General features: G+C 27.4%; 18 protein-coding genes. 3 read left to right on the top strand and 15 right to left on the bottom strand.

All coding sequences use genetic code 11. From position 1 onward, the window contains the following. Positions 1–284: 284 nt before the first annotated feature. The 3 genes from G594_RS0102735 to galE form a co-directional block, all read right to left on the bottom strand. A complete protein-coding gene (locus tag G594_RS0102735) occupies positions 285–1184 on the bottom strand; it encodes a transposase (RefSeq protein WP_027097159.1) in 900 nt (299 codons plus the stop codon). Positions 1185–1318: 134 nt separating this feature from the next. Next, entirely contained in the window at positions 1319–2425 is a 1107-nt protein-coding gene (locus tag G594_RS0102740) for a glycosyltransferase family 4 protein (RefSeq protein ID WP_027097160.1), read from the bottom strand. A gap of 21 nt (positions 2426–2446) precedes the next feature. Further along, positions 2447–3457 carry a UDP-glucose 4-epimerase GalE gene (gene galE / locus G594_RS0102745; RefSeq protein WP_027097161.1) on the bottom strand — a complete coding sequence of 337 codons (1011 nt, stop codon included), beginning with the start codon at positions 3455–3457 and terminating at the stop codon, positions 2447–2449. A gap of 181 nt (positions 3458–3638) precedes the next feature. On the opposite strand from galE, the gene G594_RS0102750 reads away from it, so the two are divergent. Together G594_RS0102750 and G594_RS0102755 are read left to right on the top strand one after the other, a co-directional pair. Then, positions 3639–4295 (top strand): hypothetical protein, encoded by a 657-nt coding sequence (locus G594_RS0102750; protein WP_027097162.1) that lies wholly within the window; start codon positions 3639–3641, stop codon positions 4293–4295. A 21-nt stretch (positions 4296–4316) separates the two neighbouring features. Continuing rightward, on the top strand, positions 4317–6095 hold the full coding sequence (locus tag G594_RS0102755) for a hypothetical protein (protein WP_027097163.1): 1779 nt from the start codon (positions 4317–4319) through the stop codon (positions 6093–6095). 165 nt (positions 6096–6260) lie between these two features. On the opposite strand, the gene G594_RS0102760 is transcribed toward G594_RS0102755, so the two are convergent. From G594_RS0102760 to G594_RS0102780, 5 genes are read right to left on the bottom strand one after another with little or no spacing between them, the layout of a single operon-like run. After that, a complete protein-coding gene (locus tag G594_RS0102760) occupies positions 6261–7760 on the bottom strand; it encodes a flippase (RefSeq protein WP_027097164.1) in 1500 nt (499 codons plus the stop codon). Then, positions 7760–8866, bottom strand: coding sequence for an ATP-grasp domain-containing protein (locus G594_RS0102765; protein WP_051195885.1), 1107 nt, complete (start codon positions 8864–8866; stop codon positions 7760–7762). Before G594_RS0102765 ends, G594_RS0102760 begins: the two co-directional genes overlap by 1 nt. A gap of 17 nt (positions 8867–8883) precedes the next feature. Beyond that, a complete protein-coding gene (locus tag G594_RS0102770) occupies positions 8884–9867 on the bottom strand; it encodes an SDR family NAD(P)-dependent oxidoreductase (protein WP_027097166.1) in 984 nt (327 codons plus the stop codon). 50 nt (positions 9868–9917) lie between these two features. Continuing rightward, complete coding sequence (locus tag G594_RS0102775; protein WP_027097167.1) at positions 9918–11084, bottom strand: glycosyltransferase; 1167 nt, start codon at positions 11082–11084, stop codon at positions 9918–9920. Positions 11085–11088: 4 nt separating this feature from the next. Beyond that, a complete protein-coding gene (locus G594_RS0102780; RefSeq protein WP_027097168.1) occupies positions 11089–12210 on the bottom strand; it encodes a glycosyltransferase family 4 protein in 1122 nt (373 codons plus the stop codon). Between the two features lie 227 nt (positions 12211–12437). Between G594_RS0102780 and G594_RS0102785 the strand changes: the two genes are divergently transcribed. After that, a complete protein-coding gene (locus G594_RS0102785; protein WP_027097169.1) occupies positions 12438–15275 on the top strand; it encodes a cohesin domain-containing protein in 2838 nt (945 codons plus the stop codon). A 39-nt stretch (positions 15276–15314) separates the two neighbouring features. Here the strand turns inward: G594_RS0102785 and G594_RS0102790 are convergent, their stop codons facing one another. The 7 genes from G594_RS0102790 to G594_RS0102820 form a co-directional block, all read right to left on the bottom strand. Continuing rightward, on the bottom strand, positions 15315–16274 hold the full coding sequence (locus G594_RS0102790; RefSeq protein ID WP_027097170.1) for a N(5)-(carboxyethyl)ornithine synthase: 960 nt from the start codon (positions 16272–16274) through the stop codon (positions 15315–15317). A 25-nt stretch (positions 16275–16299) separates the two neighbouring features. Continuing rightward, positions 16300–17610, bottom strand: coding sequence for a UDP-glucose dehydrogenase family protein (locus G594_RS18215; RefSeq protein ID WP_034865850.1), 1311 nt, complete (start codon positions 17608–17610; stop codon positions 16300–16302). Between the two features lie 279 nt (positions 17611–17889). Then, a complete protein-coding gene (locus G594_RS0102800) occupies positions 17890–18780 on the bottom strand; it encodes an ATP-grasp fold amidoligase family protein (protein ID WP_027097171.1) in 891 nt (296 codons plus the stop codon). A gap of 291 nt (positions 18781–19071) precedes the next feature. After that, positions 19072–19923 carry a hypothetical protein gene (locus G594_RS0102805; protein ID WP_027097172.1) on the bottom strand — a complete coding sequence of 284 codons (852 nt, stop codon included), beginning with the start codon at positions 19921–19923 and terminating at the stop codon, positions 19072–19074. Between the two features lie 56 nt (positions 19924–19979). Continuing rightward, positions 19980–21929 carry a glucosaminidase domain-containing protein gene (locus G594_RS18220; RefSeq protein WP_051195886.1) on the bottom strand — a complete coding sequence of 650 codons (1950 nt, stop codon included), beginning with the start codon at positions 21927–21929 and terminating at the stop codon, positions 19980–19982. 162 nt (positions 21930–22091) lie between these two features. Then, positions 22092–22976, bottom strand: coding sequence for an LCP family protein (locus tag G594_RS18225; RefSeq protein ID WP_051195887.1), 885 nt, complete (start codon positions 22974–22976; stop codon positions 22092–22094). 124 nt (positions 22977–23100) lie between these two features. After that, positions 23101–24207 (bottom strand): phosphotransferase enzyme family protein, encoded by a 1107-nt coding sequence (locus G594_RS0102820; RefSeq protein WP_027097173.1) that lies wholly within the window; start codon positions 24205–24207, stop codon positions 23101–23103. Between the last annotated feature and the right edge of the window lie 167 nt (positions 24208–24374).

Below are 24374 nucleotides of genomic sequence, written 5' to 3' on the forward strand. Positions count from 1 at the left end.
AGAAACATAATAAGTTTTACAATAAAATCAATATCAACTAAGAAAAGAATTGAATAAAACATAAAAACTATATAATTTAAAAAAACGAGTAATTATATGAAAAACAAAGCTTTTTTTCATATTATCTTAACAGATTCATTACTTAGAATCAATATTTTTATCGTAACATATATTCACTAAAAAGACAATGTCAGTACATTAACATTCAATTGTAAAATACTTTTTTATAAAATAAGGAGAAAGATAACCTCTTTCTCCTTATTTTCAGTTTGTTGACCCCCCTGTTAAAAACAGAGGGTTTTTCTTGCATAATTATAGGCATAAATTAATGAAAAATTATATAAGTATTTTTCTAAATAACATAAAAAATCAATACCGATTTCTTTAAATCTAGAAAATAGCTTAGTAGCTATCTTTTTCATGTTCTGAACATCTACTGTTAGCAAGCATTGTTCTCGAACATTTTCATTTCCGCGCATACGCGCATAGCGAAGCCCATGGAGATTCTTGGAATCCGCAAAGCTTCGCTCAACTGTTTCTTTTCTTCTTTTATATATATTTTTACCTTTTTCTGTTTTTAAAAAGCTTTTATTATCATCTTTATGGTCTTCCCATACATGACGCCTAACTATTTTATATTTACTTTTTTCGTTAATACACTTATCTTTTACTGGACAATTAGCGCATATTTCTTCAAAACACCTATATTCTCTATACCCTTCACGAGTCGTAGTTTTATATATAAGATCAAAATTATTAGGACAAATATAGATATCTTTATCAAAATCATATATAAACTTATTTTTAGTAAACATTCCTTTTTTATGAGGCGATCGTCTATATGCAACTACAGGGAGTAAATCTCTATCAACAAGTCCTTTAAAAATAGCATTAGTAGAATATCCTAGGAACCACCTATATGCTAAATTAACTTCAATATCTTTTACTAGCTGCCTTTCGGAGCGAATGCCAAATAAATACCCTATAAAAAGCATTTTAAACAAAACAATTGGATCTACACCTGGTCGACTATTTGTATGACAATACAAATCATAAGTTAGATCTTTTATAAATGAAAAATCTATATATCTATCAATTTTCCTTAAAATATGGTCTTGTGGAACTAATTGCTCTAGCATAACTATTTCCATAGCATTTTGAACTTTTTCTCTCTCGTGAATCATAATTTTCTCCTAAAATCTTAAATTATAACTTTGAGATTCTATCATAACTTTAAATAAAAATAAAGACTGCTGACACTTTGTCAGCAGTCTGAAAATAAGGAGAAAGATAACCTCTTTCTCCTTATTTTATAACTTTATATCATATCTCTTAAAATATCATCTAAATCTTTATTTATTATATTTATATCATACTTTTCTGCATCTGTCCTATTGTATTGCTTTATAACTTTTAGCTTATCAATATTTTCATACATATAGTCTATTTTTGCACTTAAAGTTTTATAATCATCTACTTCAACTATATATCCATTATTTTTAGATATAACATCTCGTGTACCTCTTATATTATTTCCTAATAAAGCAACACCAGCGGCCATTCCTTCCATTAAACTTTTAGGCAGCCCCTCTCTCTTAGAAACTAAAGCTAATATATCAGAAACACTAAGTATTTGTGCTACATCTCTTCTATACCCCAAAAAGGTAACATTATTCAAACTATTATTTTTGCAATATTCCTTTAGATTTTGCTCTAGGTCTCCCTCACCTACAATAAAAACTTTAATTTTATCTTTATTTCTACACATGTTATAGGCCTTTAACAATTGAATTTGATTCTTATTTTTATTCAATTCCCCTACACAAGTAACTACAAACTCATCATCTGATATGAATAACTTTTCTTTATATATATATATTTCTTTATCACTATGGTTAAAGTCACTTACATTTATGCCCACTCCATTAATGTAAAATATCTTATTACCTCTTAAAGAGAAATTTTTCTTTACAAGATTAAAATCCTCTTTATTTATTAATATAATAGCATCTGTCCACCTTGCTGCTATTTTCTCTAATGGGTAATATATTATCCAATTAGCTATAGGCGATCCTTTAAAGAAATGTAATCCGTGTGCAGTATATATTGTCTTAACATCAAACTTTCTTAAAGCTGCTCTTCCTATAAATGCTGCTATTGGAGTATGAAAATGAACCAAATCAAATTTCTCATCATTCTGTAATTGTTTCAGCTGTTTATACGCCAACAAATGATCTTTACTTATAGTTCTTCTTGCAAAATCTATATTATGAACTTTTATGCCTTCACTAATAAATTCATCTATATCCTTATTTATATTGCATGCTATATGAACTTCATATCCTTTATCCCTTAAATGCATTAAGTACTTTATATGAAAATACATATGCGTTAAATCTCTAGAAACGTATAATATCTTCTTCATATAATCTCCACTTTTCCTCTATTATTGATATCCCATAGGATTCATTGTTTGCCACTTCCATGAATCTTTACACATATCATTTATATCTCTTTCAGCCTTCCAACCTAGTTCTGAATTTGCTTTACTTGGATCTGCATAACAAATTGCAACATCTCCAGCTCTTCTTTCAGTTATTTCAAAAGGTATTTCCTTTCCACTTGCTTCAGAAAAGGCTTTTATAAGCTCTAAAACACTGTAACCTTTACCAGTACCTAAATTATAGGTTACCAAACCGCAATTAGATTTTAATTTATCTAATGCTTTAATATGCCCTTTAGCCAAGTCTACTACATGTATATAGTCACGAACTCCTGTACCATCTATAGTTGGATAATCGTTACCAAAAACATTAACTTGTTTTAATTCTCCAATTGCTACTTTTGTAATATATGGCATAATATTATTTGGTATCCCATTTGGATCTTCGCCTATACGACCACTTTTATTTGCCCCTACAGGATTAAAATATCTTAGAATAGCTATATTCCATGAATTATCACTAAAGTAAACATCTCTAAGTATGTCTTCAATCATTAATTTTGTTCTTCCATAAGGGTTAGTAACGCTAAGAGAGAAATTTTCTTTTATAGGCATCTCTTTTGCATTACCATAAACTGTTGCAGACGAACTAAACACAAAATTTTTAACACTAAATTCTTTCATTATTTTCAAAACTACTAAAGTATTTACTAAGTTATTATGAAAATATTCTATAGGCTTCTCTACTGATTCACCTACAGCCTTCAAGGCAGCAAAATGTATTACCGACTCTATTCTATTTTCGTTAAAAACCTTTCTAACATCCTCTTCATTTACTAAATCAATATTATAATATTTAACTCCCTTATTAGTGATTTCTTCAATTCTATCCTTTACACTTAACTTACTATTTAGTAAATTATCAACAATAACAACTTCCTCATTATTTTCTAACAATTCAACTACAGTGTGACTACCAATGTATCCAAGACCTCCGGTTACTAAAACTGCCATATTTGCACCTCCACATATTCTAAAAAGTTATATATTCTATTTATATAATACCACAAAAATATTTTTTTTTATTATAACATACATTTTTTTTTATATATTAGGTTAACAACTTGTTATATATTTGAAAATCAATTATAATTCTAAACGTAGTATATAAAAATTGTAAATTAGGAGAAAAAATATGAAGAATATAAAAAATCTATTAGTATCGTTAATTATATTTTTAGCTGCTCTATTCATTTTGATGCCAGAAATAGAGAATATAGCCTCTGATAATATAGAAACTCTTAAAGTTTATTTAAAAACAACAAATAATGATGTTCTAAAGAATGAATTAAAGGAAGTTGCTGACTCTTTAGGTACAACAGTTCAATATGTTTCAGATTCTAAATATGCTGATATTACTCTTGAATATGGAAAAACAGAAAGCTCCGAATATACATACTTACCATATTCATCTGACTCTGTATATTTAATATATAACTCTACAATAGACTCAAATTTATCTTTTACAGATATAATAAATATATTAAATAATCCTAATCACAGAGAAAACGATTTTAAGCTATTATTATCCAATAGAGCATTTAACTTATTGAAAAAAGATAACTACATAACACAAGATAATATAATTTCTTCAAATAATATAGAATCGCTTATTTTAGAAGATCCTTCTTTTATGGGAATTGTATTTAAAAATGAAGCTAGCAAAAATTCTAATTTAATGTTTTTACAGCTTAAGGATGAAGAAAATAACATAATTGAACAAAAAACTTATTTATCTATAAAAAAATCTTCGAATTTTTATACAGAACTTATTAATAAATTTACTAATTAGAAAGTATTAAAGGTGATGAACATGAAAAAAACTATAAAATATATATTTTCTCAATACAAATTATTAGTATGTATTATATTATTATTACCTCTTATTTTAGGTATAATAACTCCAAAAAAATATTTAAAAGAAATGGAAGTAAGGTTTTATTACTTCCCTAATTATAAAGTTTCGAATTCCGTAGATAAATCTCTTTTAAAGACTATAAATTCATTAAATACAACTTTCAAAAAAAGTTATTCAGATAAAAACTTAAGTGTAGATATTACTCCAATCTCAGGTGGAGAAAATCAATACAAAATATCAATACAGTCTCATAACTATATCGATGACAATACAACAAATAAAATATATTCTACATTTAAAGACATACTTTTAGAGAAAATCCCAGAATTATATCATGTTTCTCATATAGAAAATAACGACTATCTATATATAAGTTCAAATATAAATAATATAATTTGGAATTATATAAAAACTCTCGTTCTGATTATATCTTCTTTATTACTAGTAAGCTTACTTAATAGCGAAAAAAAATCATTAATAAATAAAAGAAATGTTATAATATACGCTATATTTTTTATATTATCAACTTTACTTAACTTATCATTAATGATGTCAGCTATTCTATTTACAGCATCATTAATCTATCATTATTCAAAAAAATTAAATATTAAAGATAATATTGTTAAACTACTAATATTAGCAATTTCAATAAGATTGATTATAGGTATAGCTTTAATGACCTTAAACTTATTTAAATATGGTAGTATTTATTCTTATTTGCAACCAGATGAAATTTTTTATTACTCTTCAGGTGATACTATAGGAAATTATTTAAGAAACTTCTCTTGGCCAGATTTAAAGGCTATTACAGGAGTTGACCAGTACGGTTATAATCTATTCTTAGGATTTATAAACGCTTTAACAGGAAAAGACTTCTTTATTACTGTAAAAATAATAAATGTATGTTTTAGCTTAATACTTATTCCTATAACTTATGATTTAAGTTTTTCAATAACAGAAAATAAGCAAGTTTCAAATTTAACTACTATAATTATGAGTATTATGCCTACTTTCGCATTATTCTCTAACTTTGCATTAAGAGATATTCTTATTTCTTTATGCATGTGTATAATAATATTACAAACTATAAAGCTCAACAAATATGGTTTAAAAAGAAACTTTTCTAACATCTTTATCCTATTTTTAGGGGTTGTATCACTTTGGTTCTTAAGAAAATTTGCTGCGCTAATTTTAATTGGTATTTGTATTTTTTATACTATATTAAAATTATCTAATAGAAAAAAAATTAGTATTATGATAACATTATCTACTATATTTTTATCTGTTGCCTTGGTATTAAGACTAATAACTACTGTATATTCTATTGATATTATTTCTATGATTGAAAACTATATAAACTCCTTAGGTATATCTAATTTAATTAAAGGATTGTTTTTAAGTATTGTTAACTTAGATTTTCTATCAAATACAAATGCCAACCTATATGAATCAGTTAAACTAATTGGTTTAAGAGGATTATACCCTGAAACTCTATTCCTTATAATTTCATTTCCTGCATTCATTATTGGTATTATAAAAGGTTTGAAAGTAAATAGAGAATTTGTAATATCAATACTGGCATTTATATTTGGATTAATACTTATTTATAGAATTGAATATGGTGGCTGGTTCTTAAGAATACAGCTACAGACACTTCCATATCAATATCTATTAATATCACTTGGAATATGTAAGTTATTTGGTAATTCTAATTTACTAAAAAAACTTAATTAAAATAAAAAACTCCTATTATAGAGTAATACCTATATCAAGAGTAAAAAAAACTAAAAGCTGACTTCTGCATTTGGCAGAAATCAGCTTTTTAATTTATTAATTTAAATGCTTATAACTTACCTTTTAACGACCACTATACTATATATGGTAAAGATTATACTTTTTTTATTTCTTTATCTTATTAATTAAAGATTGCATAAGGCTTAACTCACTCTCAGTCAACCCAAGTTTGTAATATATTAATAGTGACATAATATAAACTGTTACACCTACTATAGCCGCCATAATAAAAGTATCTTTAAACAACATTCTAGATAAAATTAGAATGATAGTATCTATTACAATTACAACAACTACCTTATATATACTTTTATCATAAGGCACCATATTCATAACTTTCTTTACCTGAATAGTTTTTAACAAATTACCTGTAAACACTGCAATTGCTCCTGCAATTGCAGAACCAACTATGCCTACCTTGGGTATCAATATAAAGTTTAAAGAGATATTAACAAAAGCAATTACTACCCCATTCATCATTGAATATCTTTGATTGCCACTCATTGATAATAACGATTCATTAGGACCTACTATAATATTCGCTAATTGACCGATCACTAGGATTATTAATGCAGTACTTCCCCCAACGAATTCGCCACCAAAAATAGATAATATTGATTTTGAATAGAATACCATTACTAACACTATTGGTATAGATAAAACCAAAATTATCCTAGTTATATCTATATATAATTTATTTAATAGTTCATATTCCTTATTATAGTATAATTCCGAAACCATAGATACGAATATAGAATTAAAGGAAACATATATAAATATTATAAATGAAGATAACGTTTGAGCATTACTATATATCCCTACCTCCGATGAAGTTAAAAACATACCAACTATAGTTGAATTTACATATAACATCAGATAGTTCGTAAAATATACTACTGACATTGAAAAAGAATATCTCCAAAATTGTTTTTTATCAATTTCTTCTTTATGAATATCCCTATTAAATAAAAAACTTGAGGATTTTCTTACTCTAATGAACAAATATACTAATGATGCTATAAATCCCAAAATAGTACCAATTATCAATCCAAATAATCTAAAGTTAACTAAATACAATAATACAAAAATAGCCACCTTAACTATTTTATTAATAAATTCCTGAGATAAAAAGTAATCTGATGAAGATTTTATGCCTCTACTATATCCACCTATTACTTCGATTAAAGAATATGTAATTAATACAAATCCAAAAACCGGCAATATATTTATCAATCTTGATTCATTAAAAATATTCTCAGCTATATAACTTCTAAAGATTATTAAAACCAAACTACATATTAAAGAAAATATGGTTGTCATCTTAATTGAATACCAAAAGTAAGACTTAATTTTCCCCTTTTCTCCATTATTATTATGTTGGCTTATAAATCTAATATTTGCGCTATCCATACCAAATACACTTATCATTAGTAACATCATGACAATATTCATGCAAGTTTGATATAATCCTAATAGATCTGAACCTAACATGTTAGCAAATAATATTTGTGATAAAAAAGCTATAACATAACTTATTACTTTTATAATAAAGGTTTTACTAGCTTCATTCGCAGCTTTTCCTAAATATTCATTATTACTACTCATTACTCTACCTTTCCATCAGAAAAATTACTTTCTATCAAATTCTTTAATATTAGCTCTTGTATCCAATATCTTCCTTCCTTAAAGGTAACATTATCTTCTTTTTCATTATAAGAATATCTTCCCGCAATAGAACTTACTTCCAACTGAATATCTGTATCAATTCTAATAAAATTAGAACACTCTATTATATAAAATTTATCATCTACTTTTGATTGTAGAAAATCTACTGCTAGATTATTAAAACCTAATCCCTCTTTTACTTTTAATGCAATTTTAACCGCTTCTATAGGTAAATTTTTCTTTTCTACAATCCCATATCCTGAAGCTCTAAATTCATTTTTTACAGTATTTCTAAAATATCCAAATATATTATCCTTATCAACAACTATTATTCTCAAATCAAATCCATAGTTTTCTACAAAACTTTGAAAATATATATAATTTTTTTGCCTAATAAATGGCCAATATGTTTTTGCTCCATCCGAGAAAGCTTTCTTTATTATCGATAATGCTTGGGATTTACTCTTAACCAATTCAACTCCCTCTGATCCTGAACCTGCTTTTATTTTTGATACACATGGTGTAACTAACTTATTATTAATATAGTCTATACACTCATTATAATCATAGGAAATAAATGTATCTATTACAGGAAACCCTTTTAGCTTTAACAAATCATACTGATATGTTTTGTTTTCATAAAAAAGTATTTCTGAATAAGAAGGATAAGCCACCTTCCCCATATACTTCTCTAATATATATATTTTCTCCCTAGCTTCTTCTAGCTCCCATGGAACCGATAAAGGTCTCCAAATTACACAATCAAACTCTTTTACATCCCCTAACCAATTTGCACTATGTATATTAAAGAATTTATAGTTTATATTGTTTTTCTTTAATAGCCTTTCAAACTTAGTATAGTATGGTGCAGAATCTATATCCTTAACAATCCCTATGTTAATATTCTTTTTAACATTGTCACTTAATAAAATATCTTCTGCAGTACTTAATTGATCATAATCCTCCACATATTTCAAGTCATTAATCTTAAACTTAAATGCAATATTCCTTACAAACTTATTGATAAAAACGCTTTTTATCTTCATATAAATCCCCCAATTTTTTACTTCTTAAACCACTTTACAAACTTTGATATTCCTTCTTCAAATGTTGTTTTAGGCGAATAACCTAATACTTCTTTTGAATGAGAAATATCAGCGCATGTTCTATTAACATCTCCCGGTTGCATAGATAACTGATTTATTCTCGCCTTTTTACCTAAAGTTTCTTCAATAACTTCTACCATTCTCTTTAACGATACAGTTTTGTCTCCACCCAAATTGAATATATCATACTTCTTTTCTTCACCTGCACTTAACCACTCTGTAGCTTTAATGATACCATCTACAATATCATCTATATAAGTATAATCTCTTGAAGTACTTCCATCTCCAAAAAACGGTATTTCCTTGTCTTCTAAAATTAGCTTTGTAAATTTATTAATAGCTAAATCTGGTCTTTGTCTTGGTCCATATACAGTAAAGAATCTTAAACAGGCAAAACTTATATCAAATAAATGATGGTATGTATAACATAATAATTCTCCTGACTTTTTAGTAGATGCATAAGGAGATATTGGATTATCTACCGGATCTGTTTCAGCAAATGGTACCTTCTCATTGTTACCATAAACAGATGAACTTGAAACGAATGCAACCTCTTTAATATTATTTTTTCTACACTCTTCCAATATATTTAACGTACCTACTATATTTACATCATAGTATAACTTAGGATCTTCTATAGATGGTCTTACCCCTGCCATAGCTGCTAAATGTACTATAGAGTCTATTTTATTCTCTGAAAATACCTTAGCTAAGAATGCCTCATCTCTTATATCTCCTGTACAAAGTATAAAATTTTCACATGATATATTATTATTCTTCATAGCTTCTCTAACAGCTGCAATGTTAGAATGTTTTATACTAGGGTCATAAAAGCTATTAAAGTTATCTATAACAACAACCCTGTTTCCTTCTAATACTAGTCTTTCACTTAATGTAGAGCCTATAAAACCTGCTCCACCAGTAACTAAAATTGTTTTCACTTTATTTTCCTCCTCTTATTGCCTAACAAATAATAATTAAGTAACTACTTTTATAGCTTTTCCAATTCTGAATAATATTTATCCGAAATAGAACTTAAGGAGAATTCATCCCCTCTACTTTTACTTTTTTTAGAATAATGCTTTTTAAGTTCATCATTTTTTAATAATAATATTATTGCTTCAGCGAGCTCTTTTTCACAACTTTCAATATTATTACTTTCCACGAAATCTGGAGTTATAATTCCATAGTCCGCCTCTGTAAATTTATTATATACTTTATTCTTATCATATATATCACATAATATTTCTCTTGGGCCTGACTTGCAATCTGTAGAAACAATAGGTGCTCCACATATCATAGCTTCTAACATTGTATTAGGAAATCCCTCAAAAAGCGAACTTAAAACATATACTTCAGATTTATCTATAAACTTAAATGGATTTTTTTCAAATCCAACGAAAAATACACTATCAAATATTCCTAAGTCTATTGCTAATTTCTTTAAGCTTTCCTCTAACTCTCCCACTCCTACAATAACAAGATTTATATCTGCTATTGATTGCTTTACTATCTTAAACGCTCTTAATAAGTGATCTTGACCTTTTTGATTAGTTAATCTACCTACATTAACAATAAACTTCTTATTATTAACATCATAATCACTAATTTCTTCCTTGCACTTTTCCTTGATATCTTCAATATTATATGGATTATATATAGTTATAATCTTTTCTCTTTTTACATTGAAATTTTCTATCATATCCTCCTTAATTAGCTCAGAACAAGCTATAACTAAATCAGCTTTATTATAAAAGGTACTAATCATCATTTTGTCAATTTTGCCAGTAATCCCATTAACCTCTCTTGATTTATAATTTCTTACTGATACAATAACTTTATCTCTATATCTACTTAATATATTAAGAATACTAGGCATATCAAGTAAACTTAATGATATATCTATATTGTACTCTTTTTTTATCTTTCTAATTTGAAAAATCTTTTTGAAAAATCCATAAGCTTTACCTAATACACCTTTATAGAATTTACTTTCAAGACAAATTATATTATCATTGTGAGCATATTCATTTTCAGTTCTATTATAAACTATAATAAAAACATTATAATACCTACTCAATCCAATTGATAAATTTGCAGCAACTCTTTCAGCCCCACCTATAGATAACGTAGGTATTAATATAGCTAAATTTTTCACTTTGTTACTCCTTCCCAGCAATAAACATATCATATATTTTTTCTAACTTTTTATCATATACTTCTATATCATAATTATCTTTTATATTCATATAGGCATTTTCAGACATCTCTAAAATTAACTCATTATCATTTTTTAATAAAGCCAATCTACTAACAAATTCATAATAGTTATCTTTTGAAATTAAAATCCCATTAGTTTTATCAGTGATTACTTCTCCAATTCCACCTACATTCATTGCAACCACTGCTTTTTTAAATGCCATAGCTTCTAAAATTACCATAGGTAAACCTTCATATTTAGATGGCAGTATAAAAATATCCATTAACGGATAATATTTGTACACATCAGTCTGATATCCCAACATAATTACAATATCATTCAAATCAAGTTCATTAATTAAATTTTTCACTTCTTCTTCTTGCTCGCCACTACCTATTAAAAGGATAACACTATCATCAAATTTCTCTTTGTTAGTTCCTAATGCTTTTATAAAAGGTACTATACCTTTTATATCACAAATTCTACCTACAAATCCAATAACCTTATTTTTTTTATCTATATTTAATTCTTTCTTTAAGCTCTCTATATTTACCGAAGAAGAATAATTGGCTATAGACAGTAAATCTATAGCATTAGACAAAACTGTACATCTATTCTTATCAATATAATTTGCATACCTAAAGTAATACTCTTCAACATCTTTACCACATATAATATTAAAATCATATTTTGGTCTTACTACACTATCAACTTTCTTAGCAATTCCCCCACTCTCTAAGAACGGATAACAACTATGTATATGAGAAATAACTTTTATATTAAGTCCATATATTCTTTTTATTAAATATGCCACTATAGATGCATAGTTATCATGTCCATGTATTATAGTAACATTATTTTTTTCAATTATTTTTTTTAGCTTTTTTATATATGTCAAAATTTTTTTAACTGAAAATTCTAGTGAATAACTTTCAATTCCCTTATCTTCAAAAACCTTTTTTAAATTATCGCCACCACAAATAACTATTGGTTCATACCGATTTAAATTTTCACATAAAATTAATGCCATCTTTTCAGCACCACTTAATTTATCTCTTAACAAAATATGAATACATTTTTTCATAAAACTTCACCATTTTCTTATATTTTTAAATACCATTAAATTATATCATATCCGCATAACTATTAACACATAACAAAAAAATTGTATACTATAATGATGTATTTATTTATAACTGTAATTATATATAACACAAGTATTTTTTTGTATAATAATAGATGATTATATATATTTGTCTGCATTTATATTATAATATAAATTAACATCATATAGTATGAAAGGGTGGAAACATGAAAAAATACAAAGCAATACATAAATTATATATTTCTTTTACTTTTTTGATATTATTCATTGTAAACTTTTGTTTGGGAAGCATTCCAACATATGCATCTACAACTCCAACCTTAAGTTATGCTTTATCTAGTAATGGACTTGTTGGAGATACCATAGATATCGAGGTAAATATTTCTAATATCAACAACTTATATGGTGGTTCATGGGATTTACTATACGACTCTAATTTATTAGATGTTATTTCTATTGAACCAGGCTCTCTTATTAATAGTAAAGTAACAACAAATGTAAGTAATAAAAAAGGACATGCTTATTTTTGGTTCACTTCAACAGGCAATAACAGTCCAATATCAGGTAGCGGATCGATTGTAAAAATAAAAGCAAAAATTTTAAAAGAAGGTAAACTAAATTTAATTACTACAAATAAGAATAGCGATTTTAGTTTAAATAATAAGAATTCTCTTATAAAATTATCTGATAAGTCTGGAAATCCAGTGTCGTATAACTCAGATAATAATAGTTTTTCTTTTATTAACGGCACTATAAATAGCTATGAAGAAAATAATCCCCTTGTACATTACTCTGGTAACTGGACTACTGAATCATTACCTTCTTATAGTGGTGGCAGTTCTAAATATTCAAATCAAAAGAACGCTACTATAAGTTTTTCATTTAATGGTTCTGGTTTTAAGTGGTATGGTTTAGCTAATGAACATAAAGGAATTGCTAATGTTTATGTGGATGGTGTTAAGTACTCTGTTGATACTTACTCATCTACAACTGTAAATCAAAAATTGTTTTTCCAAAAAACAGGTTTAACACGAGGCGAACATACAGTAAAAATAGAAGTTACCAACACCGGTATTGGAAAACATATTAATATTGATAAAATTGATATTATTGGTGGTTCTTTAATACCTATAATTAATAATTATGAAGAAAATAACCCTCTTATAAATTACTCTGGCAATTGGATTTCTGAATCATCACCTTCTTATAGTGGTGGTAGTTCAAAATATTCAAACGAAAAAGATGCGTTCATAAACTTTACTTTTAATGGTACTGGCTTTAGATGGTATGGACTAGCTAATGAATATAAAGGAATTGCTAATGTTTATGTGGATGGTGTTAAATATTCTGTTGATACTTATTCTACATCTACAATAAATAAAAAATTATTCTTCGAAAAAAATGATTTACCAAATGGTAAGCATACAGTTAAAATAGAAGTCACTAAATCTGGTAATGGACAATATATAAATATTGATAAAATTAATATATTAGGCGGTTCTTTAATATCTGATTCAACCACTTATGAAGAAAATAACTCCTTAATTAAATATTCAGGTAACTGGACTTCTGAAGCTTTATCTTCTTACAGTGGAGGAATATCAAAATATTCTAATCAAAAATGGGCTACAATTACTTTTTCATTTAACGGTACTGGATTTAAATGGTATGGACTAGCTAATAAATATAAAGGTATTGCTAATGTTTATGTAGATGGAGTTAAGTATTCTGTTGACACTTACTCATCTACAAGTGTAAACCAAAAACTATTTTTTGAAAAAACAGGATTAACCAACGGAACTCATACAGTAAGAATTGAAGTTACTGGTTTGGGTAATGGTTCTTATATTAATATTGATAAACTTGATATTATAGGTGGAAACTTAGTACCTGTAGCTATAAACACTTATGAAGAAAATAATCCTTATATTTATTACTCTGGTAGTTGGAATACTGAATCTATGAATTCTTATAGTGCTGGAGTATCTAAATACTCTAATCAAAAAGGTGCATCAATCAACTTTACGTTTAATGGTACTGGTTTTAGATGGTATGGACTAGCTAATATTCATAAGGGAGTTGCTAATGTTTATGTAGATGGTACTAAATACTCTGTGAATACTTATTCCTCTACTACTATTAATAACAAGCTATTCTTTGAAAAAAACGGTTTACAAAATGGTAAACACACAGTTAAAATTGAAGTTTCAGACACTACACCTGGAAAATATATCAACATTGATAATATAGACATTATTAATGGCTCTATACTCTCTGATGCAAAAACTTATGAAGAAGATGATTCTTTAATTAAATATTCAGGTAACTGGATTAGCGAGTCTTTATCTTCTTACAGTGGGGGAAAATCAAAATATTCAAATCAAAAAGGTGGTACAATTACTTTTTCATTTAATGGTACTGGTTTTAAATGGTATGGACTAGCTAATAAATATAAAGGTATTGCTAATGTTTATGTGGATGGTGTTAAATACTCTGTAAATACTTATTCTGCATCTACTGTAAATCAAAAATTATTCTTTGAAAAAACTGGACTAACTAACGGTACTCATACAGTAAGAATTGAGGTTACTGGTATGAGCAATGGTTCTTATATTAATATTGATAAGCTTGATATTATAGGTGGGAACTTAATACCTGTAGCTATAAACACTTATGAAGAAAATAATTCTTTAATTAAATATTCAGGAAATTGGTCTAGCGAAGCTTCAACATCTTACAGTGGAGGAAATTCTAAATTTTCTAATAAAAAAGGGGATTTTATATCCTTCTCATTCAAAGGTACTGGTTTTAGATGGTATGGTTTAGCAAACAAATATAAGGGTATTGCTAATATTTATGTAGATGGTGTTAAATATTCTGTTGATACTTATTCTGCATCTACTGTAAATCAAAAATTATTCTTTGAAAAAACTGGTTTATCTAATGATCGTCATACAGTTAAGATTGAAGTTGCTAATACAGGATCTAATTCCTATGTTAATATAGACAATATAGATATTATTAATGGTACTCTAATAAACTAATATAAAATAAACCAGGTTCTTTCAAGAACCTGGTTTATTTTATAATCTATTTTGAAATTTATTTATTCTTTGATCTATAATTCTTCCTTCTTTTATTGCTGTTGCTTTTTCTAATACAGTACAATCTTTTTCTTCAATTAAAAAGTCTAAGTACTTAACAACTTCATTACTAATTGACTTAGATGCTGTTTTATATAATATGCTAGGAGTATGATCTACTACATAATGAAGAACATTCTCTACATAATATACAGGATCCTGTATAGTTGTTGGTATACTAGTTTCTACTCCACCATTTCTATCGCAGCTTATATCTATAATCATGGAATCATTTTTCATTTTCTTTAAATCTTCTTTATATATTATATGATCATTTCTTTCTGTATCCCATAGTATTCCATTTACAATAACATCAAATTCATTAATTCTTCTACGTAAAAGCTCTTCCATTCTTCTATCAAACACTTCTACTTTAGCTCCTAAAGAAACTAAAGTTGTCAATGCACCTCTTGCAATATTACCTCTACCTAAAAGAGCAACATTAGTTTCATACGGTTGCTTTCCATAAATACTGTAAGCATGCATTATTGCTGCCTCACCTGCTATTTCATTATTGCGCCAAAAAGTATGTCTTCCCAATTCATACATATCTTCCCATGCTACTGCAGTAAGTTTTTTATCTAGAAACTTATCTGTAATATCCCTGTTTTGCACAGCATGTATCCATCCAAATATAGTTTTACCTTTATCTAAATCCGTTAGATATTCACCGTCACCAGCTTTAGGATCACAAATTATATCTTGTTTCAATACTTCTTCCTTACTTACAACATTTGCGCCTAATTCTATTATCTTTTCATCAGAAATATTAAACTCTTTGAAATATCCTTCTTGAAAATATAATTTATTAATATTCTTGACTTTTTTCAAATCATCTAATACAATTGCTCTTCTTTTTTCATTTTCTTTTGTGCTAATAACAAAGCCTACAGTTTTCATAAGCTATCCCACCTTCATTCAAATTTTATCTTCCAACAGAATAATACTCTACTTCAAGCTCATCCATACTGCTAACATCATAAATATTTCTTCCATCGTATACTAAAGGCGTTCTCATAAGATTTTTATATTCTTCTGGTTTAACGGCCTTAATATCTTTCCATTCAGTAAATATAAAACATATATTTGCATCCTTTAATGCATCTTGAGGAGTCTTAACATATGTTATGCTACCTTTATCAATTATTCCCTCTGGGTACTTCTTTTTAAAGTTTTCTTCTCCTACTGGGTCATATGCATAAACATTTGCTCCACCTTGTAATAATAATGGTACATTTTCTAAAGATGGTGCTTCTCTTAAATCATCAGTGCCTGGCTTAAATGTTAATCCCAACACCGCAACTTTTAATCCATCAAATGTTATAAGTCTCTTGCAAGCCTTTTTATATAATTTTGTCTTTTGACTTTCATTAACATCTATAGCAGCTTTTATTGTTCTTAATTCATATCCATTTTGTCTTGCTAAATACTCTAGCGCTTTAGTATCCTTTGGGAAGCAAGAACCACCATATCCTATTCCTGCATTTAAGAATTTACTTCCTATACGTTCGTCATAACTCATCCCCTTTGCTACGTCTTGAATGTTCGCTCCAACTAACTCACAAAGATTTGCTATATCATTCATATATGAAATCTTAAGCGCTAGGAAATCGTTTGATGCATACTTAATCATTTCAGCACTTCTTCTATTAACAGATACTATTGGTAAATTAAATGGTTCATATATCTTCATCAACATATCTTCTGCCCATTTACTTTCTGTACCAATAATTATTCTTGCCGCATGTAAAGTGTCATGTACTGCTGTACCTTGAGCTAAGAACTCTGGATTTGATGCTACCTCAACCTTTACATCATTAACTAAAAAGTCTTTTATAAATTGTTCTACTTTGTCATTAGTACCTACTGGAACAGTAGACTTAACTACAACTAAACAATCCTTTTCAATGTTTTCTGCAATTTGTCTAGCAACAGTTGCTATATAACTTAAATTAGCAGACCCATCTGGTTGCTCTGGTGTTCCTACCCCTATAAATATTGCATCAGCATCTTTATAAGCCGCCTTATAGTCAGTAGTATAATTTAGCCTACCATCAGCATAATTTTTTTGCATTAACTTTTCTAAATCTGCTTCATAAATTGGTGATACTCCAGATTTCATCAATTCAACTTTATCTTTATCTACGTCTACGCATAATACATTATGTCCAACCTCAGCAAAACACACTCCTGCAACAAGTCCAACATATCCTGTTCCTGCAACTGCTATTTTCATATATTATCCCTCCAATTAATACTATTTAATACAAAAATACTTCCTTTTATTAACTTTATATATAATTATACCACATTATACTTTTAAAGACTATTTACCTTATATGAAATCATATAAAGCTTTTTTATTAATTTATTCATTTGTACCATCATAATGATATGTATAATTTATATTATAAAAATCTTTTCAATCCTACAAATTAATATTCAAATCCTTCACTACAAACTTAAATAATAGGGCATATATAATTTAAAATTATATATGCCCTATTATCCTTATTTAATTATATAGATTAATCCATTCCCCTAATGTACAATCATCTTCTGGATTATTAAATTGATCTAATCCTGATGCCTCATATAATGTTATTTCTCCAAAATATAATTTTCCATTTACAATATACCAATCAATTCTAGCATGACATGATATTGATGACAACTTTTCAGACATCTTTATCATTTTATCAAATTCTTTAGGCTTTTCATAAACATTATTAGAACTAGGACCATCTTCCGCAAGAGCAACCCTATTCCACTCATTATCATATATATCTAGATTATGATTTTTAAATCTATCTATATGAACTTCAATTAATTTTGCTTTAGAATTAAAACACATAACCTTATAATCATCTGGAGTCGAATCTTTATCACTTATATATTCTTCACATATTATTCTTGGTTTAACATTTTTATATGGCCATTCCCTATGTACCCAATAATATCTTCTCTTCATCCATTTATTTACTTTCCTTTTTAAATCTTTATAATCTATTTTAGACTTATCCTTACAAATAAATACATTACCTGATGTATGCGTAGGCTTCAATACAAATTTATTAGGTAGCTTACTAAAATCAATTTCATCAAACTCATCCCAGACACCTATTAACGGAATTAAATATTCTTCCCCTATCTTCTGACTAATATATTCCCTAACCTCATATTTATCTACAATTTTAGTATAAATATCTTTTCTATCATTTATCTTTAACCATTGTAACTTCTCATTAAAGGTTTTAGGATTATCTAAATTCAACTTTTTATTCATAACTAAATAATATTCAATCTTGATAAATATTTTATCTGGCAACAATCTAAAAAACTTTAAATTCATAATATTTATTATTGCTATCTTTGGTTTTTTTAATGCCTTAATAATTTTGTTCATTACTCTTTCTTCCTTTTTTTATTAAAATTTTAGCGCTTTATCTATTAGTATGTTACTACAAAATACAAGTAAAGCATTTACAAATTTATTACAAAATACATTATTTTTTTCCACATATTTTTATCAATAAAAAAATAGCACACCTAATACTTAAAATTATGTGTGCTATATATAACCCAAATAAGTCAATATAAAAAAGTTTTTTGATAAGTCTGCTTCTTAATTATCTATCATCATGTACTAATACTCCAAATTCTTTTTTCCTTAATTAGTATAAAATCAAGTATTATACTACTTCAGCTTTTTATTTTTATATAATTTAAATAATATATATCCACCAATTATTAAAATAATAAAAATAATTATAATAAATAATACCGAATTATTCTTATTTTCTTCAACGTTACTACTTATACCTGTATCTAATTTACTATCATTATTCTCCTTTTCTGCTAATAGTTCATTTTTATCTTGTGGTTCTTCCTTAATCTTATCATTGTCTTCATCAATGGTTACATTCTGTTTCTTATCATTATTCTCACTATTGCCACCAATTATAATATCATTAGAACTATTCGTAGATGAGTTATTGTTGTCCTGTTCTGATTTTCCTGGTGATTGTGTAGGTTTTACTTCTATTACCTCTTTTTCTGGTAAACTTAGCATAAAAGGAAGGTCAATCATATCATTCTCAGTCTTTTGTACAAGCTGCAATTTTATATTATCAGCAGATAACTCCAATTCACCATTCTTTAAAACTTCAGCTTTTATAGTTACAAAATTATACTCTCCATTTAACCCCATACTATCTGGTCCCTGAAATGTAAATCCAGAACGTGCTCTATTGCCATTTAGACTTAGCTCACCAAATAGTGGCATAACTGATTGTTTCTTTATCTCTTCATTTAACACTATTTCCTTTACTTTAATTAATGTATTGTCATAAGTGTAATCAACTAAAGCTGAATATAAATTTTTAAGGTTACTTAGGTCAACTACAATATCTATATTATTTCCCTTTTCAAGTTCACCTTTAACAGAAACCTTAACAATGGATTCTTCTGCTGAATATACCGGTATACTATTAAATATAACTATTAATGCTACTATGATTAAAGTAATTATACTCTTTAACTTCTTCAACTTCTCACTTCCCTTAATATAAATAGCTTTTCATAAAATTAGGATAGTCTACTTGACTATCCTGTTATTTTATTTGCAACCTTAACTATGTCATAAATATCAATTATGCCATCATTGTTTAAATCACAATTATTATTCCAATTTGAATCTCCTTTTTTAGAATTATACAGGTTTGAAACTAATGATAAATCTTTCATATCTATTTCATCATCAAAGTTTATATCTCCCTCTTTAAAGCCAGTTTTGCCTTTATTAAGGAATACTATATTTTTATTTTTTGTGTATCCAAGCTTACTCCAATTATATGTTCCATTAAAATTCCCATCATATTTACTATGATTTCTATCTGCATATATTTCTATATACTCTTCACCATTAATAGTTACTTTTTTACCTGTAGCCTGTATAGCATTTGTTCCAACTACGCTTGTCCCTATCGTACTACTACCTCCTACAGAAACGTTTGTAGTTGCTATATCATAAAATTCAGTTCCGTCAGCTCCTATAACTTTATTTGTTCCCACATATTTAATAAGTTGATAATAATTTTCATCTTTTAAATTCTTTACGTTATTCCCTGATAAATAATAATCTATTTGCATTGCAAAACTAGCTGCCTTTTCTCCCCAGAATGGGTCAGAGGCATATTTCACATTAGCGCCAAGATTTTTATTGCCTAAAAATGATCCCCAATACCTCCAATCTCTTGGATTAGCATATCCATTAGATATAAAGTTTTGGGTAAAGTCTAGAACACTTTCTCTTGTGCTCGGATAACTATAAGCTCCATTATATGGATCTGAATCTATAGCACCCATACCAAATAAATTGTTTTTATCCTTTGCTATTCTTGATTGTCCCCATCCCGATTCATTTATAGCAACACTTAATGTTAGTAGTGCATTTACTCCATAAGTATTTTCTGCCTCTTTTAATGCAGCTCCCAAGTCTCTAAGCTTACTATCTGAAGCAGTATGAGCTGTTATATATCTATTTATATCATCTGCTGTGTAATTACTTTTACTTCTAAATGAAAGGTTATTAAAGTAAGAGTAATAAGGATTTCCATTATTAACTGCTCTCTTCTTTGTATTCTCCTTTAAATCTAGCGTTAAATCCCAAATTGCATCTTGAATATTATCCGCATAGTAAAAATAATTTCCATCATAGCTTGCATACTTTTTCCCAGGCTCTAAAAAATCAGGCGCACTTCCTACATAAAGCATGGTACCACTTCCACCATCTAGGCTTGTACCAGCCCAATGCTTTAATATTCCATCCTGAACTATATAATAACTAGGTGTTGTAACCTGATTTAATGGCCATATTACAACATCTGCAGTTTTATTTGCATAGTCATCCTTATTAGTATACTTCATCCAACCTTCGTATCCACCTATTAATACTTTCGCAGCTTGTCCACTAGTAGTTATTAAAGGCACTTCACTCATATAATCATGACTTACATATGTATAGACATTTCTCATGGATGAATCAGTATAAATATCACTAGTACCTGATACAATTTTCCCATTAACATATTTTCTGACTCTTGCAACAGACTTTGTAGCGTAAGTAACTTGTCCACTTTTATCTATTACAACTGGTATTATATTTTCTGATTCATTTATTTCTTTTTCAATAGATTTACATTCATTAATAGCTTCTTCTAAGTCATCAAAATTATTTACATAAGAATAATTTCCATCACTATATGCTAACGCTACTTCATAATTAGAATTAGTTTGTAAAACTAATTTTCTAATCTTTGAATTAGCTAGCCTACTTTCTCTTACTTCTTCTCTTTCATCTAACAAACTAGAAGTCTTAAAATTACTATATAATCTTAAGTTACCGTATGAATTATATGTTTCAACTTCTTCATATTCTTTTTTATATAATGGTCCATCTTTTATATCTGATGCTTGTACTTTTATATTTGGTAAAATTGCACCTATCATTAGTGCTACTAAGGATAATGATAAAATTCTTTTTCTAATACCCATCTAACTTTCCCCTTTATTATTTTTCTTATTTTATAATATAAATTATAACACTATTTTACAAGATAAATGTTCTAAATTTTTAAATACTATTAACTTTATCTTTAAATCGAGAAAAAATAAAGAGATATCTTAGTAAATATACGATATCTCTTTATCATCACTTTATTTTCCATAAATAAATTCATGTAAAGCTTTAGTATTAGCTTCTTTATCCCAATATAAATAATAAATACCACTTGCATTATCTTTTGTAGTTCCATCTATTGGAATCCTAAAATCTTCAAGATTGTTTGTATTTAAAGTCAATAAATATTTTGCCATAGATAACATTTCCATAGTAGATAAATTTGTTTGAACCTTTGAAGACAAATCTGCAATTATTGAAGGATAGCTTGTTAATGGTATATCTTTACACTTCTTGAATATAGCAAACATTACTTCTCTTTGCCTTGCAGTTCTAACAAAATCGCTATCAATTTTTCTTATTCTTGAAAATGCCAATGCCTCTTTACCACTAAGTACAACATTTCCAGCTTTACTAGCACCACATAATTGACGTTCTTGCTCTGTAATATTTAAATTGATTCCACCTAAATAGTCTATTATTTCTACTAAGCCATCAAAATCTATTAATGCATACTTTTTAATATCTAAGTTAAATAATTCGTTTAAGGTTGAAACGGTTCCTTCCACTCCACCATAATGATATGCATAATTTATTTTATTAACCTTTCCATCACCTTGATTTACATAAGTATCTCTCATTATTGATGTAAGTTTAGCTGTATTATCATCTTTATCCAAAGATAATACCATTATAGTATCTGTTGCATTCTCTTCCTTATCTACACCAAGCAATAATATATTTTCGATATTTTCCTTCTTACTTTTTTCCTGAGTTTCTTGTGATATTTTTAACTCTTCGTCAGAGCCTTGTAATTTAACATTTTTTATTCTATTTATATATTTGTAAGCTCCGAAAGCACCTCCTAAAATTAATATAAAAATTATTCCAATTATTATTAAAATCTTATTTCTTTTCTTCATGCATTCTCCTCCAATTTGATATTTCATAATAACAAATTATACCATATATAGCTTGATAATATATTACTTATTAATTAATAAAGCAAAAAGATTTAGACTATTAATCTAAATCTTTAAAATTCACCTAAATATACTTATTAACTATATCCTTCATATCATTTATAGCCTCTTCCATATCAGCTACAAGTTTTAATTGGTTTCTAGCTCTTTCTAGATTATGATTAGGTCTATGAATTTGGAAATACTTATCCCCATTTATATGATCCATAAGGAATCTCATAGAAAGCTCTAAAGTTATAAGCTTAGCTGAAAAAGGTAAGTATTCAATTTCTGTTTCAGTTAAAGTTTCTCCACAGGATTCTAGGAAACCTTTTGTAAATAATTCAAATAAGTTAATATCAAAGTGAACCTTTGATAAATCTGCTTCATCTTCTAACGCAGTAGTTGCTCCTGAACGTATAGAATCACCATAATCATATAATGATAAACCTGGCATAACTGTATCTAAATCTATTACACAGATTGCATCCCCTGTTTCATCATCTATCATTATATTATTATACTTTGTATCATTATGAGTAACTCTAAGAGGAAGTTTTCCTTCATTTAATAAATCTACTAAAACTCCAGTTTCTTTTTCTCTAGTCATAATAAAATCAATTTCAGCTTGTACACCTTTAACTCTATCACATGGATCATTTTTTACAGCTTCAAGAAAGTCATTATATCTCTTTCTCGTATTATGAAAATCTGGTATTATTTCATATACAGTATCCGCTGGGAAGTCTGAAAGCTGACTTTGGAACTTTCCTAAAGCTTTTCCACATTTATAAAAATCCATTGGATTTTCTACCATCATATAAGTTGTTGCACCTTCTATAAAATGATAAGCTCTAAAACAGTCCCCTTCTTCTGTTCTATAATATAACTTTTCATCTACTGTTGGTACTAAACGTAACCCTTCTCTTGTTACGTCTCCCCCTTCTTCTTGAACTTTCTTAGAAATATGCTTAGTAACACCATCTATATTATTCATTAGTTCATCAACAGCCGGAAAAACATCTGTATTAATTCTTTGAAGTATATATTTCTTTAGAGTTCCATCAGATTGCTTAAATTTTAATATATGAGTATCATTTATATGACCACATATATGCCTTTCTGAATTTATAAGTTCCCCACCAAATTTAAATTTTTCAGCTAACTCTTTACAGCTATACGTCCCCTTCATAGCTAACTCCCTTTCACTTTTAATTCTTTGTAAAATGTTTACATAAGTATATTTTACTTTTTTTACTCCTTAAAATCAAGTAATATACTACATGAAACAATTCATTTTTATAAGATGCTAATCTTCTAATGATTATATTGTTTATAATATCTATAACACAAAATAAA

It is taken from the genome of Clostridium paraputrificum AGR2156 (assembly GCF_000424025.1).
GTDB lineage: Bacteria > Bacillota > Clostridia > Clostridiales > Clostridiaceae > Clostridium > Clostridium paraputrificum.

What these genes read in the sequence shown, in the direction of transcription:
- G594_RS0102760 (WP_027097164.1), bottom strand. Translation starts at nt 7,760, where the DNA reads ATGAGTAGTAATAATGAATATTTAGGAAAAGCTGCGAATGAAGCTAGT.
- G594_RS18220 (WP_051195886.1), bottom strand. Translation starts at nt 21,929, where the DNA reads ATGGGTATTAGAAAAAGAATTTTATCATTATCCTTAGTAGCACTAATG.
- G594_RS0102750 (WP_027097162.1), top strand. Translation starts at nt 3,639, where the DNA reads ATGAAGAATATAAAAAATCTATTAGTATCGTTAATTATATTTTTAGCT.
- G594_RS0102785 (WP_027097169.1), top strand. Translation starts at nt 12,438, where the DNA reads ATGAAAAAATACAAAGCAATACATAAATTATATATTTCTTTTACTTTT.
- G594_RS0102780 (WP_027097168.1), bottom strand. Translation starts at nt 12,210, where the DNA reads ATGAAAAAATGTATTCATATTTTGTTAAGAGATAAATTAAGTGGTGCT.
- G594_RS18225 (WP_051195887.1), bottom strand. Translation starts at nt 22,976, where the DNA reads ATGAAGAAAAGAAATAAGATTTTAATAATAATTGGAATAATTTTTATA.
- G594_RS0102820 (WP_027097173.1), bottom strand. Translation starts at nt 24,207, where the DNA reads ATGAAGGGGACGTATAGCTGTAAAGAGTTAGCTGAAAAATTTAAATTT.
- G594_RS0102765 (WP_051195885.1), bottom strand. Translation starts at nt 8,866, where the DNA reads ATGAAGATAAAAAGCGTTTTTATCAATAAGTTTGTAAGGAATATTGCA.
- G594_RS0102755 (WP_027097163.1), top strand. Translation starts at nt 4,317, where the DNA reads ATGAAAAAAACTATAAAATATATATTTTCTCAATACAAATTATTAGTA.
- G594_RS0102800 (WP_027097171.1), bottom strand. Translation starts at nt 18,780, where the DNA reads ATGAACAAAATTATTAAGGCATTAAAAAAACCAAAGATAGCAATAATA.
- G594_RS0102790 (WP_027097170.1), bottom strand. Translation starts at nt 16,274, where the DNA reads ATGAAAACTGTAGGCTTTGTTATTAGCACAAAAGAAAATGAAAAAAGA.
- galE (WP_027097161.1), bottom strand. Translation starts at nt 3,457, where the DNA reads ATGGCAGTTTTAGTAACCGGAGGTCTTGGATACATTGGTAGTCACACT.
- G594_RS0102740 (WP_027097160.1), bottom strand. Translation starts at nt 2,425, where the DNA reads ATGAAGAAGATATTATACGTTTCTAGAGATTTAACGCATATGTATTTT.
- G594_RS0102735 (WP_027097159.1), bottom strand. Translation starts at nt 1,184, where the DNA reads ATGATTCACGAGAGAGAAAAAGTTCAAAATGCTATGGAAATAGTTATG.
- G594_RS18215 (WP_034865850.1), bottom strand. Translation starts at nt 17,610, where the DNA reads ATGAAAATAGCAGTTGCAGGAACAGGATATGTTGGACTTGTTGCAGGA.